We start from the raw sequence: 18,000 nt of genomic DNA, 5'->3' as shown, positions 1-18,000 counted from the left end.
TATTCAATTGTCGAAGGGCAAAAAGCCTTTCTTATTAAAAAACGCAATATACTCCAAGAGGTATAACAAATGAATATCAAGAATGTATTAAAAAATATAAACGAAGCATTCCTGTTATCTGGATATGCTCGCACAGCACAAGAATTATCATTGCTATCTGACAGACAACTAGCAGATCTAGGTGTTTCAAGAGAGCTTTTAAAGCTAGGTGCAAGCGGATACCCATGGCGTGAAGAAGCACAGTCACACATTATTCCTGACAATGTTTCACACTTCAAAGCAGCAACGAATGATACAGAAACAGCTGCAGACCAAACACCAATTATGCCGAGCCCATCTAAAGCTGCATAATTAAATACCGACTCCTCCTTGGACCGCGGGGCATTGTGTTGCTTCGCGGTTTTTTTTTGCCTGAAAAAAGTGAAACCTGAAGTAGGGCTCTTTTCTTAACCATCAAAGTAGTTCATCATAATAGACTCGCGGCAGTCTAATCGCAGTAGGCATTAATCGATGCTCTAGTATTTGCACCAACGATCCCATCAGGGCCTAGTCCCTTTATAATCTGATAACTTATCACTGCAAGCTTGGTATTTGATCCAAAAATACCGTCTGCGGTTCCAGCGCCCAAGCCTAATTCATTAAGAAAACGTTGTAGTTCTGCAACCTGAAAAACACCGTTTACACCATCACGCTTATTGACTCGTAAATATTGAGTAATCTTAGTATTGGTAAAATGCCTTAATGGGCACGGTGCACCTGGAGGAGGATCAATCGGTTGCGTAGGACCGGGAGTAGGGGGCGTTCCTGTATAATCACTTTGCATTGCGGATAGATAAGGGAGCGCTTGAAGTCTTCGGCCAATTACGTCTGCCACAATCGTATCAAACGTTAATTTTTTGACGGAGCCACTGGTTAATTCCACAGAATGTACAAATAAAGTCGCAGATAAATTAGCAGCATTGCGTTGCTGGATAAAATCATACGCCGCATTCACCGAATTGATATTCATTACCGGTGTATTTAGCGGATTATCTGCTGACGCATCAGACCAAACGCTTGTAATACCTCTTGCATAGGTTATGTCCGCATAACTAATGCCATTTTCAGGACCCGCATTACTGCCATGATAAGACATTATTCTGGGCTCAGCTCCGGTGATATCCGCGATGACATCTTTAATCTTATCCAGATTATTACTTTGATTCGCCTGACTATTGCCCCGAGTAAGCGCATGCGCGCCAAGTGACACAAGATTATGATCAAGGTCGTAAATACTTTGCGCAATTCTTTTTTCAGCAGGACAAAAATTGAGCGGGTCAGAACATTGGATAAAAATAGTAACCGGTATCTGTTTACTCACTAAATGTTTCACAACATCGAAGGTGCTGTAAATTCCAGGGCCACCTTCGTGTAAATGGTCGATGGTGAATACAACTTTGTCGAGAAAGGGTGAATTGGCAGTATGTAGATACTGTTGCGTAATAAAAGAAGGATTATACGTTGGCATGTTTCCTCGCTTTAGGTCTTGAGACCTGTATTTTTTAACAACTATGGCATAACAATTATTGGGGGATTGTTAGTGTTGATCGTAAAGTGTAAAACAACTATTGAGAAAATCTTGTGACAAAAGTCACAAGCTCACTTTTCAATACTTTTTTCGATAATGTGTAGAAATCAAACTATCATTAGGCATGAATAACATATTAGACAAATTCCCACGTAAACAAATCGTACATGCACCGACTCCCTTGGAGCACATGCCGAATTTGAGTAAACACTTTGGAGATTACAATTTATACGTAAAACGTGATGATTGTACGGGCCTGGGAATGGGTGGAAATAAAGCCCGTCAGCTAGAATTTTATTTTGGTGAAGCGCTGGCCCAAGGTTGCGACACGATATTAATTACAGGTGCCGTACAATCAAACTATATGCGCATGGCCGCAGCGTTTGCGCGAAAATGTGGAATGGATTGTCATCTTCAACTAGAAGATAGAGTGCCTGATAAGCCTGCCGAGTATCACAATTCTGGCAATGTCACTTTATACAAAGTGTTTGGCGCAACCCTGCATCATTATCCAGATGGTGAAGACGAAGAGGGCGCAGATAAACAGCTAAAAGAAATTGCCGATTCTTTAGTCAACCAAGGCAAGAATCCTTATATCATTCCACTGACTCTGTCAGAAACACCTAAAGGTGCATTGGGTTATGTTGCTGCTGCCTTTGAGCTAGACCAGCAATTTAAAGAGCAGAAGCTAAATCCCGCAGCAATCATTGTTGCATCCGGAAGTTCGTATACGCATACAGGTTTATTGACGGGTTTGAGATTAGTAGATAACCAAGTACCAGTGATTGGCGCCTGCGTCAGACGAGACGCAGTACAGCAGAAGTCCCGAGTCCATCAATGCGCGCAATACCTTTGCAATAATTTGTTAGACACTAACGGCGATTTAAAAACCTTGATCGATGATGTCGATGTGCTCGTTGAGGATTTTTGCCTCGATGGAGGCTACGGCAAAATTACAGATCAAACCAAACATGCGATTCAACTGTTGGCGCATAACGAAGGTTTATTGTCTGATCCCGTGTATTCCGGTAAAGCTTTCGCCTGCGCGTTTGGCTTAATTGAACAAGGTCGTTTTAAGCAAGGGGATGATATTGTGATTATTCACACTGGTGGCACCCCCGCACTTTTCGCTTACAACTCTATATTTTAAAAAAGGCGTATAACCACGGGGCAAGCAGTTATTACGTAATGGTTTTTACGAAATAAGCTTCCAGTGACAGTGTTCACCAGCACGTAATGGTATGAGGTTTTCGTCTCCCATCGCTAGAGATTCAGGGACTTCCCAGGTTTCTTTGCTCAGCTCTATTGTGCCTGTATTTCTTGGTAAGCCATAAAAATCAGGTCCATAAAAACTCGCAAATGCTTCTAGTCTGTCCAGTGCATCTGCTTTATCAAACGCTTCTGTGTACAACTCCATCGCGTGTAATGCGGTATACATTCCCGCACAACCACAAGCCGTTTCTTTAGCAGATTGTGTGTGGGGCGCACTGTCTGTGCCAAGGAAAAATTTAGGGCTGCCACTTGTGGCCGCTTTTACCAAGGCTTGTCGATGCGTTTCGCGTTTTAAAATAGGTAGGCAATAATGATGAGGACGAATCCCGCCTTTAAAAATATCATTACGATTCATTAATAAGTGATGAGCCGTAATCGTTGCACCGATATTATCTGGGGCACTACTCACAAACTCCACTGCGTTGCTGGTTGTGATGTGTTCCAGCACCACTTTAAGCGTTGGAAATTTAGCAATTAGCGGTTTCAAAATGCTGTCAATAAACACTTGTTCGCGATCGAATATATCAATCGCAGGATCGGTCACTTCACCGTGTACCAGTAATAATATTCCGGCTTCCTGCATTGCTTCTAACGCAGGGTATATGTTTTTTAGATCGCTAACGCCTTTGTCTGAATTGGTAGTAGCACCTGCAGGATAAAGTTTCAGTGCATGTATAAAACCACTTTCTTTTGCTTCGCGAATCGTTTCGGCTGTTGTGTTATCGGTTAAATACAGAGTCATCAATGGTTCGAAATCAGAATCAGGCACCGCGGCTAAAATCTCTTCACGATATGCTTTGGCGTGCGCAACGGTTGTGACTGGATTCGCTAGATTCGGCATGATAATCGCGCGCTTAAATTGTTTAGCGGTATCAGGAACAACGCTTTTTAATGCTGCACCTTCTCGAACGTGGAGGTGCCAATCGTCTGGTCGTGTAATGATCATGTTATTCCTGAATTTATCTAATTGAGCGGTAGAGTTGGCTTTTGCCAGATCCATTTAATGATTTGATTCTAGAGTATGCGAATCGGGAATAAAAGAGGGGAATTAAAGAGAGTGTTATGACACCCCCCCTACTTATAGGCACTTTTTATAGCCACGTTTAAAAATGTGGCTATAAGTAGGGGGGTGACAATTAATGATTTACATATTTGTTAAGTGGATATTGAGACTATTTACCCAGCGCTTTACCCACACGACGCGGATCAGCACCGCCTTCTAAGCCAGTTTCTGTTCGCACGATACCGTGTAAGCCAGAATTTAAATCCCGTACCGATACTTTGTGCCCAATCGCTTCAAGTCCTTCTTTCAGGCTTGCTGCATCGGTGTCCTGTTCCAAGTCGGTTGTCCCATTGCGGTTTACATAGTGAGGCATGCTAATCGCTTGCTGAATATCCATATTCCATTCGAGCACGCCTAACATGGTTTTAGCGACATAATTGATGATGCGGCTACCGCCAGGCGAACCGATCAACATTACTAACTGGTCGTCTTTATCGAACACCATAAACGGTGACATGGAACTGCGTGGTCGCTTGCCCGGTTGTACGCGATTGGCAATCTTATTGCCGTCTTTTTCATTGCTGAATGAGAAATCAGTGAGCTGGTTATTGAGGAGAAATCCATCAACCATAACCGTAGAACCAAATGCCATTTCGATACTCGATGTCATCGAAAAGCCATTGCCTAGTTTATCGACAATACTGAAATGAGTAGTGCTGGGTTGCTCGGGTGATTTAGATTGTTTCCAGTTAGCGTCAGCATTCGGTGGTACACCTGCTTCAGCTTTGCCCATGTCTTTTTCGCCAATCAGTTTAGCGCGCTCTTTTAAATATCCTTCATCGATTAAGCCTTCTACGGGCACATTAACAAAATCAGCATCTGCCATGTACTTGCCACGGTCAGCATAAGCAAGCTTGCCGGCTTGTGCGAATAAATGCGCAGACTCAACAGACAATGGTTGATATTGCGCGAGATCTTTGTCTTCCAGTAGTTTTAAAATCTGAATAACCGTCATGCCGCCAGAGGTTGGTGGGCCCATGCCGCAGACCTTGTATTCTTTGTAATCAGCACACACAGGTGGACGTTCCACGGCTTCGTAGTTCGCCATATCGGCAACCGTCATTAATCCCGGGTTATCGACCGCAGCGTTTACAGCAGTCACGATATCCATCGCTATTTGTCCTTTGTAAAAACCTTTCGCGCCCAGTAACGCAATGCGTCTAAGTGTCATCGCAAACTGCGGATTTTTCTTAATAGTGCCTGCGGCAAGTGGTTTGCCATTGGGGAAAAAGTAACGCCATGATTCTTCATAACGACCCAGTGCTGGATTGGTTTTATTCAGAATTGACTGACCTAACTTTGGTGAAATCTCGAAACCGTCTTCGGCGAGTTTTATCGCATCTTCGAATAAATCAGCCCACGGAAGTTTACCGTGTTGCTTATGCACTTTTTCCAGCATTGCAACAACGCCGGGAACGCCAACAGCTCTGCCACCTGCGAGTGCTTCCCACCAATTCATGTTTTTGCCATCTTCCTGAAAGAGTTTTTCAGTGGCTAGCATGGGTGCTTTTTCACGACCGTCATAACTGGATAGTTTTTTATTCTCATTGTCCCAATACAATGAAAATGCACCACCACCGATACCGCTTGATTCTGGCTCAACCAGATTCAGCACCAGTTGCACCGTGATAGCTGCATCAATCGCGCTGCCGCCTTTTTCTAGAATACGTAAACCCGCTTCTGTCGCATAAGGGTTCGCTGACGAGACCATGTATTCATTGGCTTTAGCCAATACCTGAGGAATTCGACCATTGCCAAATTCCGGGTAACGCGCTTCTTTGGCGCTGAGATTACTCGTTAAAAGAGAAAAACTAATGAGTGTAAAAAGCAGGATTCGTGTTTTTTTCATATCAGTCTTAGAGATAATTATTAGAACTTTAAGCTTAGTTCAAGATGATATTTTGGCAGGCGTTTTTTTATACAAATATCGTAAGATATTCGTATAAAGCCACCCCCCTACTTATAGGTACTTTTTTCTGAATTTCCCTATAATGGCGTTATGGTATATAAACTAAAACAGTTCATAACAGAGCCTGCATTGCTCACAGGCGCAGTCATCATCGCTTATCTTATCGATTTTATTATCCCTATCGATTTCAATCGCTTTGGTATTCATCCGCGTTCATTACTGGGTTTGTTTGGTATTCCCTTGTCTCCTTTTTTACACGGTGGTTTTGGCCATCTATTCAGTAATATATTTCCATTGTTTGCATTGGGTGTGCTGTTACGAAGTTTTGGACGACATTTATTTATTGGCTCAACCGTTGCGATGATATTGCTCAGTGGTTTATTAACGTGGCTGTTAAGTTCCAGCATTGTGGTGGGCGCTTCGGGGTTAGTGTTCGCGTACTGGACGTATTTAATTACCACAGCGATTCGCCAGAAAACCACGCAGACCATCATCATTGCAGGAATTACGTTACTTCTTTATGGTGGGCTCATTTTAGGCTTAGCCAGTTTTCGGGAAGGCATTAGCTGGGCAGGGCACTTTAGTGGTGCGGTTGCAGGTATCGTTGTTGCAATATTAATGCCCGCGGATAAACAGACGAGATAGCGACTAGTTTTTAGTGTTATTACTTCTGGTTTTATTCGGAGAGTGATTATGTTCCCCGCGATGATCACCACGGTGATTGTTACGTCTATGGTGATGGTGACGAAGTCGGTGGTTATCCAGCCACAACTGGCGATCAAACATTCTTTCTCTCAACATTTCTAATTCCAGATAAATATCTCGACCTACTCGATAACCATTATAAAACGGTTGCTGTAATTCAGGAGCAGTACAAACACCTCTGGGAATGTCGCCACTTCTGCCGAAATTCACACCATTTTCAAATGTACAAAATACTCTGGAGCCGGCACGATGCCCAGCCAGATAGGCATTCTTATTTGGTACGACGCCCACTTTCGCACACGCTTTGGTATGCCCAGTAAGCCATATTCCACGACCTTTTAAAGCATCGCTATATCCTTTATCGCGCCAGTTAGTGCCTTGGCACTCTTTAGGGCTCATGGTGGCACAGGCGCTGAGTAAGCTGGAGATCAGAACGATGATGATTTTTTTCATTTCGAATCCTGTTAATTTCTTCTTTTAGCGGGACAGCCAGGCGATCAGGTTTATCAATACGGTTAAGATCAAAGAGCCTAGCAACATCGCTTTCCAGGGGAAGAAAACGTTGATCTTCGGTTTATTCTCATCGGGCTGATCTGGGTCGTATTTCTGCTCAGCATTACGCTGGCTGTATTCCTCAATTTTTTGCCTTAGTTTATCCGATGCCTTTGGAAACAATAAGGGCAGGGCGTTGAGCAATACTGTCAGTACGACAGAGCCAATAATCGAATAGAGAATAAAATCATTCATGAAATATTACTATGGTCTATTTATCTGATTAGTCGATGATTAATACATTATTAATGTATCGATGCTTGAGTAAATCATAATCATTCTTCCCATGTCATAGTAATGAAATGAAAAAATAGTTGCAAACACAAATAAGAATCATTATTATTTAACTCGGTTGTAGGTAACAACTTAAGTATTTTTAGTCATGGAAATACTTATAAAGTAGCGCACAAGGGGTGTGGTTCCTGCTCCCTTGTTTTTATATCAAGCCAATACGATAACACCTCCTTCGTACTAGCCAGATCTTTTTAATTAGTCTTAATTAATCGTTTATGGCTCTCAATACCAATAACTATTTGCCGAGAACTATTTACCCAGATCCATAAACGCCAGTAATAGTGATCAACTAACAGAAGGTGCGGTAATGAATTTCTTAACGATGAATATATATGTGAATGCCTGGCTGGATTGTCACAACCCTCACATCTCAATACACAATAAATTCGACGGTGATTTGATGGCTTTCTTCAATTCACAAAAAGTCAGCCAGCTAATCGAAAGCGGTGAAGTCTCTGTTGCCGATTTTGAATCGTCCGATGAAAATACCAGATCAGAGTTAATCTCAACCTTACTAAGCTTTAAGTTTAGCGATTCAATGAAAGACGAATTCGATAAAAGAATGGGCTCAAAAACGTCCGAAAAAACATCTCAGTCAGGCAACGATCTGGTGTGGACCTAAGCTTTTCTAACATCAGGTTTCAGCCTCATTACTTGACTCGCAAATTAAAAAGTATTACTTTTGGGATAGATGAGTAATATCTAACTACTCCAAAAGTAGTATCAAATGCGAATAAACAAGACTCTGAGGAGGGTTAATCTATGATGTTTACAGACGTAACAATGGATGAGATGTTTCCAAGAGCACTACCCGTATTCAAGCCAGCACTACCTATTCTTAAAACTGAACAAATCTATGCCAGCATCAATCTAAAAGCGGCAGAGCTAGGGCTAACGCTTAATGAACAGCAATGGGAAGTGATCAATTTTGTCATGGACTTTTATGAGGTCTGCGATGATTGCGAGAACGCCAGAAAGTTAGCCGACCTTATGCGAGATGAATTTATCATGCAGGGTGGGCGTCGATATTTGTATAAATTATTTCCCAACGGTCCGATCAACACCATTCATGAATTGGTGGATTTACCGAACCTGAGAAATGAAACAGATAAAAGTTTTGGAACGCGCTGGTAGACAATACGCGCTGGAAAACAGTAAGAAACAAAAATGCTCAAAGAGTGCTTTATACAAAATGGTCAGGTTATCCTGGCCATTTTTTTTTGTGAAGCATCACAATTTAATGATTTCGGTGAAGCTACAGAGCAATGTTTACGGTATTCAACTCATCGCTAGCTACTCTTTATTTTCAAATTTCTTATTTTAACTCTTTTTTCTAACTACTTTGTTTTTAGCTAAGAATCCTGTCTTAATTATTCTGCTTAACTTAGAATATTGAAATACAGTAAAAATAATCGAAAAGGCTTATGCATAAAATAACTATAAAATTCCTACTTACTTTATCCATAATCCTAATGGCTCAACATTCCCAGGCTGCTATTTATAAATGCAAGAATGCCAGTGGATCGATTGAGTATTTGGCCACTCCTTGTCCCAAAGGCACGGCAAAAAAAGATATCTCAACACTACCAAAAAGCAAACAGCAGCAAGGTACCAGCAAGGCGAAAGTCTCTATGTATGAGATTAAAACCGTCTCTGATGGCATGAGTAATATTCTTCGTAACGGTTTTGCCAATGAGAATCTTAAGACACTAAAAGAAGATTATCTGAATAGAAAAAAAAGAAGTAACGCGTATAGGCTTACCGAAAAGAGTGCAGTTTGGGAACAATATTTATGGGTAACTATCAATCCAAACTCAACTCGCGGAATTGAAATTGAATACAATGCACGACGCAGCAAGCAAAAGGCAGCCAAGCTAAGCGAATTTGAATTAGCTCGTGCAGAAAAAGCGTTTGATCTGTCACTGATGGATGTAAATTTTCACGCAACTCGAATAGGTTTGAAAAATAAATCATCACAAGTAAAAGCCTTAGGTGCCAAAAAAATAGAATGGAATTGGCTGGAAGATGGCTTCAAATGCAAAATGAACGCCACTATCGATAAAAATAAGCGGTATAAAAACGCCTTAAACTACAAATGTAAATATCAAGGCGCATAAAGGCAACGGCTTGCTCAATCTTGTTGTGTATTGAGGATAGAAGCTTTGCTTTCCATTGCTTTTAATTCTCTGAGTTTTTTATTGTGCTTACTTATTCCTGAAGAGTTAGATTCACATTTCGCCCATTCGATTGCTTCTTTATTATTGGTCCAGCCTTGAATATCTGGCTTCTCGCCACAGCGGTTTTTAATCTCAGCGTATTCTTCACGTATTGCTTCTAGCTTTTCTTCGGTGTCTTTTCGCACAGTAAACAAGCGCGCCGTTTCACGTTTTGACCAGCTATGGGCGCATTCTAGATCTTCAAGGTTCTGTTCAGTTCGCTTTATAATGCCACTATTGTCGCCACTCTTATTGGGGTTTCTATCGAATTCATATTGTTCGTCAAAGAATTTTCTCAAACGTTTCTGTTGTCGCTGAATATCTGCTAACCAGTGTTTTTGTCGGTATTCCACATTGGCTAACTGGATCACCGCATCATCGCTGACAGGCAAGCTAATCTCCCCGCAAAACGAACCATTTTTGGTTTTCTTAACACCTCTATTGACCTTGAATTTTTCTTTTCTAATTTCCACCTTTGGCGCTTTTTTGCCCTGTACCTTGGGTGGTGGTGTCTGACCAAAGTGCTTTTGACCGTTGCTATCAGTCCACTGATATATTTTAGCCTGGGCTGTAAAAGCTATGCTCATTAAGGATAAAAGAAGGAGCAGGGTAAGTGATGGTTTCATCATGATTATTCATTCGTTTGATATTTTTTGATTAGAGATCATAGTTCAAAAAAACAAATCCCAGCGATAATTCCGATTAACGTAACCCCATGATTTCCCGTTTGTCTCTTGGTTCACCCCTCAGATTAAGCTTGCTATACAATAGATACCAATCGCTATATAAAAAATTATAAAAACAAGGTTCGCCAATGAAAGCCATTCTAATCACTATTGCTCTCTCAGCAGTATTCTTATTTATCTTAAAAGCTAACGTGAGTGGCTCTGGTGATCAAGTCGAAAAAGAAAAAGCAGAAAGTCTTGTTAGAACGGTAGAGGTTAAATGTGCAGTTGCCGTTAATGGGATGATCCGTGGCGGACTGCCACCTTGTGATATGTTCCCTGATAAAAAGTCCAATAAAAAGAAATATAAGCCACCTTACGTTGTTGATGATATTGCTTATAAAAATTACAACGACTTTAGTAATAAAATGATGATGAAGCAAAATGCACAACGTGACGCCTACGTAGAATATAAAAATCAATATCAGCAAGATTTAAATGAATATCATGAAACCCAGCATGAAATTGCTTATGCGAGCACACGCAAAAAAGTCGCTGAAAGAGATGCAAAAAACGCTGCTTATTTAGCTAAAAAAGAAGAAACTAAAATGCTGCGTAAGAAAGGGCAAAAAGCTAAATCCCGCGTGATGAAGTGTAAACGCTCTTCTGGAGAAACGTATTACTCGAATGGTTGTTCTGGCAATAAAGCAGAGAAAGAACTCAGAATAGTAAAACTCCCAAAGCAAGACTATCAACATAGATCAACCTATAGAGCTGATAAAACCAATGAAGATAAACTAGCCAGTACGATTATCTATAAAGAACCTAAGGAAAAACAGTACTCAAGTAATGCAGAAAGAGAAAGAGCCACCAGAAAGTATTACGAAAAAATGTTTAATAATTCAGGCTTTTCTAAAGCAGAAGTAAAGAGAAAAGTAGATAAGTATGTGAATGAAACGATGTCTTTATATAGATAGTAAATCACACCCCCCTACTTATAGGCCTTTTTTACAGATCTTTTGTTAAGAACTCTAAAAAAGCCGCTATAAGTAGGGGGGTGGATAAGCGTTTCAACAATAAACGAAACGCGTTATAGGTAACTCAAAGCCTGTTCCAAATCAGCAAGTAAGTCTTCAACATCTTCAATACCCGTTGAGTATCTTACTAAACCTTCAGGGATTCCAGCCGCGGCACGTTCTTCTGCAGTACATTCTACGTGGCTAGTCGTTACTGGTGGGCCAACAACCGTTTCAACACAACCTAAATTAGCAGCCATGTGTGCGTATTTCAGTTTTGGCAAAAAGGTCTTGATTGCATCCAATCCGCCTTTAACAGAGAAGCTCAGCATGCCGCCGTAGCCCTTCATTTGTGCTTTGGCTACATCGTGATGCGGATGAGACTCAAGCCCCGGGTAGTTGACATGATCAACTGCAGGGTGATCTTTTAACCAGGTTGCGATAGTCATTGCACTCTGGTTTTGGCGCTGAACACGCAAGCTAAGCGTTTTCATACCACGAATAAAGCTATAAGCATCCATTGGTGACAGTGTCGCACCATTGATTTCACGATAATGGTAAACCATTTTGATCAAATCTTTATTGCCACAAGCAACGCCACCTAAAGCATCTGCATGTCCACCTAGGTATTTTGATGCAGAGTGCAATACTAAATCAGCACCGAGTAGTAATGGGTTCTGATTTATTGGTGTAGCAAAGGTATTATCAACAACAACCAAAGCGCCGACCTTTTTAGCCGCAGCCGCTAGTCGTTTGATGTCGATGATTTTTACCGTCGGATTAGTTGGCGTTTCCAGATACAGCATGGTGCAGCCTTTAGCCACTTCTGCTTCAATCTCTTCGTATTCGATGGTATTACAAAGGGTTACATCGACATTCAGTGGCGGTAAAAACTCAGTGAATATTTTATTCGTTCCACCATAGCTGTCTTTGATAGAAACAACGCGATCACCCGGACGTAAAAAAGTCCCGAAGATATTACTAATAGCCGCCATGCCGCTAGAAAAGCTGGTAGCCGCTTCTGCGCTTTCAAGTTCTTTTACTTTGTCTTCAAACGCACGAACCGTAGGATTGGTATTGCGTGAATAGATATGCCCTGGCTCTTCTTCAAGCGCCACTTTGTGCCACGTATCGATATCTTTATAAGCAAAAGAAACACTGTGAACAACAGGGACCTGAGTAGATCGTTCGTAAAGTTCGTGTTCTTGTTCGCCGCCCCAGATGCTAAGGGTAGATTTGCCAGGAATATGGGTATTGTCAGTCATTGATAGCTCCTTGTAACTGATATGAGAAAAAGACGAATTTGGTCTTCAACAGAAAGAATCTGAATCAGAATAAATACGAGTTAATTTCAAGGCAGCGCTTCGAGAGCCTTTATCTTGATCTGCTTATCATACTGAGGTATCAAAAATTGGTAAAGAGGAGAAATCATTTTTATATATTCGTGAAAAAAGTCACGATTATTTTTTTAATTTGATGTATTTTAGTGACGCGCTCATTAACCCATGGAAGGTATCTATCGAATGAATTTACTTAAATCTATTGTTACGAAAACTAGTTTTAGTCTCTTATTGTGTTTGACATCAATTTCAACTGCAATGGCAGGATCCAACGGTTCATTAATATACGGTCCATTAAATCCAACTGCTGTTCCGACCTTGAGCGGTACTATGTTGATTATATTAAGTTTGCTGCTTTTTGTAGTTGCGCTCAAAGTAGCCAAACAAAAAGGCTCTAATGCTGGTAAGTTTTTTATTACACTGATTGGTGCATCAGCACTTGTAACTGGCATAGGTGGCGTGAAGTTAGTATCTGAAGTCGATGCAGGACTCGTATTTAATCCTCCATTAGTTGAACCCGCTGGTACAACAGTAACTATTTTTGAAGGTAGATTTAATCAGTTTGTCAACTCTACGGGTGTTGCACAACAAATCAAAGAAATAAATCTAGTAGATAATGAGATAGAAATTAGATGTGGTAATTATCCTAATGGGGTATCTGTACAGAATGAATGTAGTGTTGGTTTGACATTGTCACCCAATGCTATTTGTAATATTGATTGTGATGACGCTCCGATCGAAGGTGTAATGTGTGATTTAAATTCTGATTGTGCAGAAGGTGATTTTTGCGATGAAGGATTCTGTCGAACTCCCAAAATTTATTAGATACTGGTTTGAAATTTCTTAATCTCCTGATTTTTTCTAAATAGTATGTTTTAGAATTAAAGTTAGCTCTTATAATTGTACTAAATAGAAGACATAGATAAATTCTAACTCCGTCTTGTAATAGATAATGAACAATTTCTATTAATTTATTATTGCCTGTATCTTAAATCTCGTGAGTTTTGAATTTTCATATAAAATATTGTGAAAATTTTTTACAAATTGATCAAATTGTTTTACTTTTCTTAGCCCCCTTCTTAATCAAAAAATCTCTCATTCTTTTTGTTCCAAACTTTCTTGCGCTATCTAGGGGCGTTTTTCCAGATCGGTCGATGGCATTAATATCAGCGCCTTTTTTCACGAGGTATTTAACCGTAGGCACATACAAGCTTTGTACCGCCAGATGCAAAGGCATTTCTTTGTTGGCACTCGCTTGATTGACATCAACACCTTTATTCAAAAGTACATCGAGTATTCCAATGTACCCAAGTCTTGCCGCGATATGTATGGCTTGTCTTTTGTTTCTTGGATCTGTTGTTGTTATGTCAGCACCTTTTTCGAGTAAATATTCAGCTATTTCAACGTGGTTTTCGTTGACTGCGATAATTAAGGCATCGAATCCTTTGTTATTTTTTAAGGTTAAATCTGCGCCTTTTGAAACAAGATATTTAACAATGTCCAAATTCTTTTCTGTAACAGCAATCAGTAATGGCGTAAAACCAGAATCATTCTTTTGATTGATGTCGACTCCAGTCTCAAGCGCTTTTTTTACATCTTCAACACCATAGCGTTCGGCGATATAATATAGATCTTTTGTATGTGGTTTTAAACCAAAGTCTGTTCTGGATTTGTGCAGGGTGTTATTGCTTGTCAGGATTACACAAGGCGCAGTAAATGGATTCTTTTTGGATTTCTTTCTTTTCTTCTCACATCGCTTAATCACCTTTTTAGTGGCATCATCAACGGATGTTTTAAGCGCAAGATACGTGCAGTAAGCGGTTTTTTCTTTGTTTCTAGGGACATAAAGAAACGCTTTTGGATTCATATTGCTGGGTTCATCTTACAGGTAAACATTGCAAAGACAAAAAAAGGGGAGGGTAGCTAAGGAGTGTGCTGTTGATAATCTGTTCGGGTTACTGATTGATGCTTTCTTTACAACAATAAGCAATGCTCCTGAGTTAAGTGGTGTAAGATTCTATAAGAGTCTTAATCTGTGTTCCCTTAAAGCTGTTACATAGTATTCATTTAATCAATCCGTATTTAGGAATATCCGTAGCATGCCTTATGAGTTGTTAGTAGAAGTTACACGAAATAATACCGTCGAAAGTCAGCACTTTGGTGCGGCCGTCGTCTGTGACATTAAGGGCGATGTTGTCGAAAGCTGGGGAGATGTCGACACACTGATTTTTCCGCGTTCTGCATTAAAGCCGATGCTGGCAATTCATCTGATAGAGAGCGGGGCGGGTGACCATTTTGGGCTCACTGATGCACAGTTATCATTAGCCTGTTCGTCTCATCAAGGTGAAGATATTCATCAAAATCTGGTGGAGTCATGGCTCGATCACCTTGGCCTTACAGAAGACGATTTAGCGTGTGGCCCCGTTCTACCTGAGGATACCGAACGTGCTCATCAGTTATTAAAGTCTGGGCAAACAGGTTGCCGAATCCATCACAATTGCTCGGGTAAACATACCGGGTTTTTAACTACGGCACTTCACCTTGGTATGCCACTGGAAAATTACCACCTGCTGGAACATCCATTACAACAATTATCGTTCGATATATTGTCTGATCTCGCAGGGATCGATCTCCAACAGTACCCGATGGGAATCGACGGTTGTGGTTTACCCGCCCCGACAATGCCGTTGCACAAACTTGGCTATGTCATGGCTCGCTTTGCCAACCCGGTTGATCTATCAGAAAAGCGCGCTAAAGCGATTTACCGTCTGCATCAGGCGATTACTAATGAACCGCTTTATATCGCAGGGCATGGAACCTTGGTCAGTGAATTGAACGAAATCACCAAAGGATCAGTGCTCGCTAAAACCGGTGCCGAAGGTGTTATCACCGCATGCCTGCCTGAACGAGGCTTGGGAGTTGCGGTTAAAATTGCAGATGGAAGTGCTCGGGCGCGCTCTGTCGCATTGTTGTCCATCCTCGATCATTTAGGCGCATTGACTGATGAGCACAAAGATAAGCTCCACAAACACATCTCCCCAGTATTAATCAATTCAAGAGGAGAAACAGTGGGAGATATTCGTGTTGGCAAGTCCTGGCTGAATAGCCGTGATTGAGCTATAACTGAGTTGATTCGATATTTTTCCAAGGCATAAAAAAGTGCCCCAAAGGTGGGGGGTGCATCAATTTATTAATCAATACACTCATAGAATGAAAGACTAAGAAACACCACCATATTCAATGCCTGTTAGATGCGCCATTTCCCGATTCCAGGTAGTTAGGTCATCAATACAGAATTTACTCACGTGATCATGCCCACAGGCTCTCGCCATTACTTGCATTAGCTCGGTAGACGCCTGGAAGAAATTATTCAGTTGCTCTGCGCCCCTTTCAATTTTTAATCGCTGTCGCAAATGCGGCTTTTGCGTGGCGATGCCAACCGGGCAATTATTGGTGTGACAAGCGCGCATTCCTAAACAGCCAATGGCTTGAATCGCTGAATTTGAAACGGCTATGGCATCTGCGCCCAGCGCCATTGCTTTAATGAAATCAGCGGGTATTCGCAAACCACCTGTAGCAACCAAGGTAATATCGCTTCTTCCTTTTAAATCGAGATAACGTCGCGCGCGTGCCAATGCGGGAATGGTGGGCACGGATATATTGTCGCGGAATAATAAGGGCGCTGCACCCGTGCCGCCGCCGCGTCCGTCGAGAATGATATAGTCCACACCGATTTGTAAGGCAGCTTCGATATCACGCTCTATATGCTGGGCTGAAAGCTTAACGCCAATAGGAATGCCGCCAGTTGCTTCGCGAACGTCATCCGCAAAACGACGGTAATCATCGACGTGCTCCCAATCAGGAAAGCGCGAGGGCGATATCGCATCTTCACCTTCTTCTAAGCCACGTACTTCGGCAATTTTACCTGTGACCTTACCGCCTGGTAAATGTCCGCCTGTGCCGGTTTTAGCGCCTTGACCGCCTTTAAAATGGAATGCCTGAGCCTGTTTCACCTTATCCATGCTAAAGCCAAAACGTGCCGAGGCTAATTCATAAAAATAACGTGAGTTAGCTTCTTGTTCGGCAGGTAGCATGCCGCCTTCTCCAGAACATATTCCGGTGCCTGCAAGTTCTGCACCCATAGCCAATGTCACTTTCGCTTCTTCGGAGAGTGAGCCAAAACTCATGTCAGATACGAATAGCGGACGATCCAGTTCCAGAGGTTTATCTGCATTAGGACCGATAATCACTTTTGTACCCACTTCCGCATCGTCTAGTAACGGCACTTTATGCAATTGTGCGGTAAGGATTTGTATGTCTTCCCACTTTGGTAATTGATCGCGTGGCACTCCCATTGCGCCAACGCGGCCATGGTGACCAACTTTGGATAAACCATGTTGAGCCAGATGTTGAATATAATCGTTATGTGGTTCGTCTGGTGTTCCATGCAAGTCCTGATATAAACCTTGATAGGCTTCGCGATTATAGGGCTGGGGGTTATCCACCAGCCATTCTTCTATTTCATCTTGATCAACCCAGACCTTTCCATCTTTTAGCCAGGAGGAAAAGCGCTTCAATCGTTCTTCGGGGTTATATGAACTGACTCCGGTTTTATAACTGTAATCCCAGTTGTGAAGACCGCAGATGATATTGTCGTTGTCGATATGACCATCGCTCATTAATGCACCGCGATGCAGGCAACGACCATAAAGCACGGAAACTTCCTCTGCATCTGGCCAGCGAATAATGACTAAATCTACACTTGATACCAAGGCATAAGCGGGTTTTTGTGGTTCGAGATCGTCCCAATCAGAAATGGATGTCTTATTCATAGCGTCACCTGGTTAGTGTATTAAATTGGATGTCTTTTATTATTATGGGTGTTCTAGAGCGTGCGCAGGGCAGTGTGTGAAATCAATCTACCAGAGATTTGCTGTAACTACAAAATGAAGGAAAGAGCATTGAAATCCTCGTGGTCTTTTTTGGATAAGAATTAATTGTTGTTTCTTAATTTAAGGGAATCAATCAGCAGCCCAGAATTCGATCCTGTGCCCTTCGGGGTCGAAAAGATAAAATACTTTGGCACCCCATGAGTGATTTTTTATGGGAGTGGGGTTTAGTTCTATATCGAGCAAGTTTTGGTGGGTTTCGTCTATATCATCAACTTCAAAGGTGATTGTAATACCTTGCCCATGATTGCTGTTAATGGAAGTTTTGTCAGCGTTTGCAACACTCAAACGCGATGACTCGGTTAGTTTAAATTCGACAAACCAATCGTTTTCAGTGGAGATGCTTAAGCTTAGTTTGGTTTTGTAAAACTCGACGCATTCTCGCCAGTTATCGCAGTATAAAATGGTGTTGCTGGTTTTTATCGGCAACATTATTTGAGTTCCTTAAAATT

General features: G+C 41.5%; 19 protein-coding genes. 9 read left to right on the top strand and 10 right to left on the bottom strand.

The features are described 5' to 3' along the window. Positions 1-69: 69 nt before the first annotated feature. Complete coding sequence (locus OO007_RS11330; protein ID WP_131907723.1) at positions 70-351, top strand: DUF1127 domain-containing protein; 282 nt, start codon at positions 70-72, stop codon at positions 349-351. Positions 352-487: 136 nt separating this feature from the next. On the opposite strand, the gene OO007_RS11325 is transcribed toward OO007_RS11330, so the two are convergent. Beyond that, positions 488-1,507 (bottom strand): peptidoglycan-binding domain-containing protein, encoded by a 1,020-nt coding sequence (locus OO007_RS11325; RefSeq protein ID WP_325808883.1) that lies wholly within the window; start codon positions 1,505-1,507, stop codon positions 488-490. A 184-nt stretch (positions 1,508-1,691) separates the two neighbouring features. Here OO007_RS11325 and OO007_RS11320 point away from each other — a divergent pair, with 184 nt between their 5' ends. Further along, positions 1,692-2,717 (top strand): D-cysteine desulfhydrase family protein, encoded by a 1,026-nt coding sequence (locus tag OO007_RS11320; RefSeq protein WP_325808882.1) that lies wholly within the window; start codon positions 1,692-1,694, stop codon positions 2,715-2,717. A gap of 45 nt (positions 2,718-2,762) precedes the next feature. Here the strand turns inward: OO007_RS11320 and pyrC are convergent, their stop codons facing one another. Further along, positions 2,763-3,785 carry a dihydroorotase gene (gene pyrC / locus OO007_RS11315; protein ID WP_325808881.1) on the bottom strand — a complete coding sequence of 341 codons (1,023 nt, stop codon included), beginning with the start codon at positions 3,783-3,785 and terminating at the stop codon, positions 2,763-2,765. A gap of 226 nt (positions 3,786-4,011) precedes the next feature. Then, positions 4,012-5,751, bottom strand: a complete 1,740-nt coding sequence (gene ggt, locus OO007_RS11310) for a gamma-glutamyltransferase (protein WP_325808880.1) — start codon at positions 5,749-5,751, stop codon at positions 4,012-4,014. A gap of 150 nt (positions 5,752-5,901) precedes the next feature. Between ggt and OO007_RS11305 the strand changes: the two genes are divergently transcribed. After that, positions 5,902-6,456 carry a rhomboid family intramembrane serine protease gene (locus OO007_RS11305; protein ID WP_165874767.1) on the top strand — a complete coding sequence of 185 codons (555 nt, stop codon included), beginning with the start codon at positions 5,902-5,904 and terminating at the stop codon, positions 6,454-6,456. A gap of 3 nt (positions 6,457-6,459) precedes the next feature. On the opposite strand, the gene OO007_RS11300 is transcribed toward OO007_RS11305, so the two are convergent. Continuing rightward, positions 6,460-6,969, bottom strand: coding sequence for a DUF2799 domain-containing protein (locus OO007_RS11300; RefSeq protein ID WP_325808879.1), 510 nt, complete (start codon positions 6,967-6,969; stop codon positions 6,460-6,462). A 24-nt stretch (positions 6,970-6,993) separates the two neighbouring features. Then, complete coding sequence (locus tag OO007_RS11295) at positions 6,994-7,263, bottom strand: hypothetical protein (protein ID WP_325808878.1); 270 nt, start codon at positions 7,261-7,263, stop codon at positions 6,994-6,996. 406 nt (positions 7,264-7,669) lie between these two features. Here OO007_RS11295 and OO007_RS11290 point away from each other — a divergent pair, with 406 nt between their 5' ends. From OO007_RS11290 to OO007_RS11280, 3 genes are all read left to right on the top strand, one after another. Beyond that, on the top strand, positions 7,670-7,984 hold the full coding sequence (locus tag OO007_RS11290) for a hypothetical protein (RefSeq protein ID WP_325808877.1): 315 nt from the start codon (positions 7,670-7,672) through the stop codon (positions 7,982-7,984). Positions 7,985-8,124: 140 nt separating this feature from the next. Further along, positions 8,125-8,496: a TusE/DsrC/DsvC family sulfur relay protein gene (locus tag OO007_RS11285; protein WP_131907715.1), complete on the top strand. Its 372-nt coding sequence runs from the start codon at positions 8,125-8,127 to the stop codon at positions 8,494-8,496. A gap of 338 nt (positions 8,497-8,834) precedes the next feature. Next, positions 8,835-9,479, top strand: a complete 645-nt coding sequence (locus OO007_RS11280; RefSeq protein ID WP_325808876.1) for a DUF4124 domain-containing protein — start codon at positions 8,835-8,837, stop codon at positions 9,477-9,479. A 14-nt stretch (positions 9,480-9,493) separates the two neighbouring features. Here the strand turns inward: OO007_RS11280 and OO007_RS11275 are convergent, their stop codons facing one another. Next, positions 9,494-10,207, bottom strand: a complete 714-nt coding sequence (locus tag OO007_RS11275) for a DUF4124 domain-containing protein (protein ID WP_325808875.1) — start codon at positions 10,205-10,207, stop codon at positions 9,494-9,496. 185 nt (positions 10,208-10,392) lie between these two features. On the opposite strand from OO007_RS11275, the gene OO007_RS11270 reads away from it, so the two are divergent. Next, positions 10,393-11,220: a hypothetical protein gene (locus OO007_RS11270; protein ID WP_325808874.1), complete on the top strand. Its 828-nt coding sequence runs from the start codon at positions 10,393-10,395 to the stop codon at positions 11,218-11,220. A 113-nt stretch (positions 11,221-11,333) separates the two neighbouring features. On the opposite strand, the gene OO007_RS11265 is transcribed toward OO007_RS11270, so the two are convergent. Further along, positions 11,334-12,524 (bottom strand): cystathionine gamma-synthase family protein, encoded by a 1,191-nt coding sequence (locus OO007_RS11265; protein ID WP_325808873.1) that lies wholly within the window; start codon positions 12,522-12,524, stop codon positions 11,334-11,336. Positions 12,525-12,782: 258 nt separating this feature from the next. On the opposite strand from OO007_RS11265, the gene OO007_RS11260 reads away from it, so the two are divergent. Then, a complete protein-coding gene (locus OO007_RS11260; protein WP_325808872.1) occupies positions 12,783-13,424 on the top strand; it encodes a midcut-by-XrtH protein in 642 nt (213 codons plus the stop codon). A 223-nt stretch (positions 13,425-13,647) separates the two neighbouring features. On the opposite strand, the gene OO007_RS11255 is transcribed toward OO007_RS11260, so the two are convergent. Further along, the gene (locus OO007_RS11255) at positions 13,648-14,466 is read right to left on the bottom strand and encodes an ankyrin repeat domain-containing protein (protein ID WP_325808871.1); all 819 of its coding nucleotides are present in this window, start codon (positions 14,464-14,466) and stop codon (positions 13,648-13,650) included. A gap of 232 nt (positions 14,467-14,698) precedes the next feature. On the opposite strand from OO007_RS11255, the gene OO007_RS11250 reads away from it, so the two are divergent. Next, on the top strand, positions 14,699-15,715 hold the full coding sequence (locus OO007_RS11250) for an asparaginase (RefSeq protein WP_325808870.1): 1,017 nt from the start codon (positions 14,699-14,701) through the stop codon (positions 15,713-15,715). 102 nt (positions 15,716-15,817) lie between these two features. Here the strand turns inward: OO007_RS11250 and OO007_RS11245 are convergent, their stop codons facing one another. Together OO007_RS11245 and OO007_RS11240 are read right to left on the bottom strand one after the other, a co-directional pair. Continuing rightward, positions 15,818-17,431 carry a glutamate synthase-related protein gene (locus OO007_RS11245; RefSeq protein ID WP_325808869.1) on the bottom strand — a complete coding sequence of 538 codons (1,614 nt, stop codon included), beginning with the start codon at positions 17,429-17,431 and terminating at the stop codon, positions 15,818-15,820. A gap of 189 nt (positions 17,432-17,620) precedes the next feature. Beyond that, a complete protein-coding gene (locus tag OO007_RS11240; protein ID WP_325808868.1) occupies positions 17,621-17,980 on the bottom strand; it encodes a VOC family protein in 360 nt (119 codons plus the stop codon). Between the last annotated feature and the right edge of the window lie 20 nt (positions 17,981-18,000).

The organism is Cocleimonas sp. KMM 6892 (assembly GCF_035798195.1).
GTDB classification, from domain to species: Bacteria; Pseudomonadota; Gammaproteobacteria; order Thiotrichales; family Thiotrichaceae; genus Cocleimonas; species Cocleimonas flava.
This window is presented reverse-complemented; position numbering and strand designations above follow the sequence as displayed.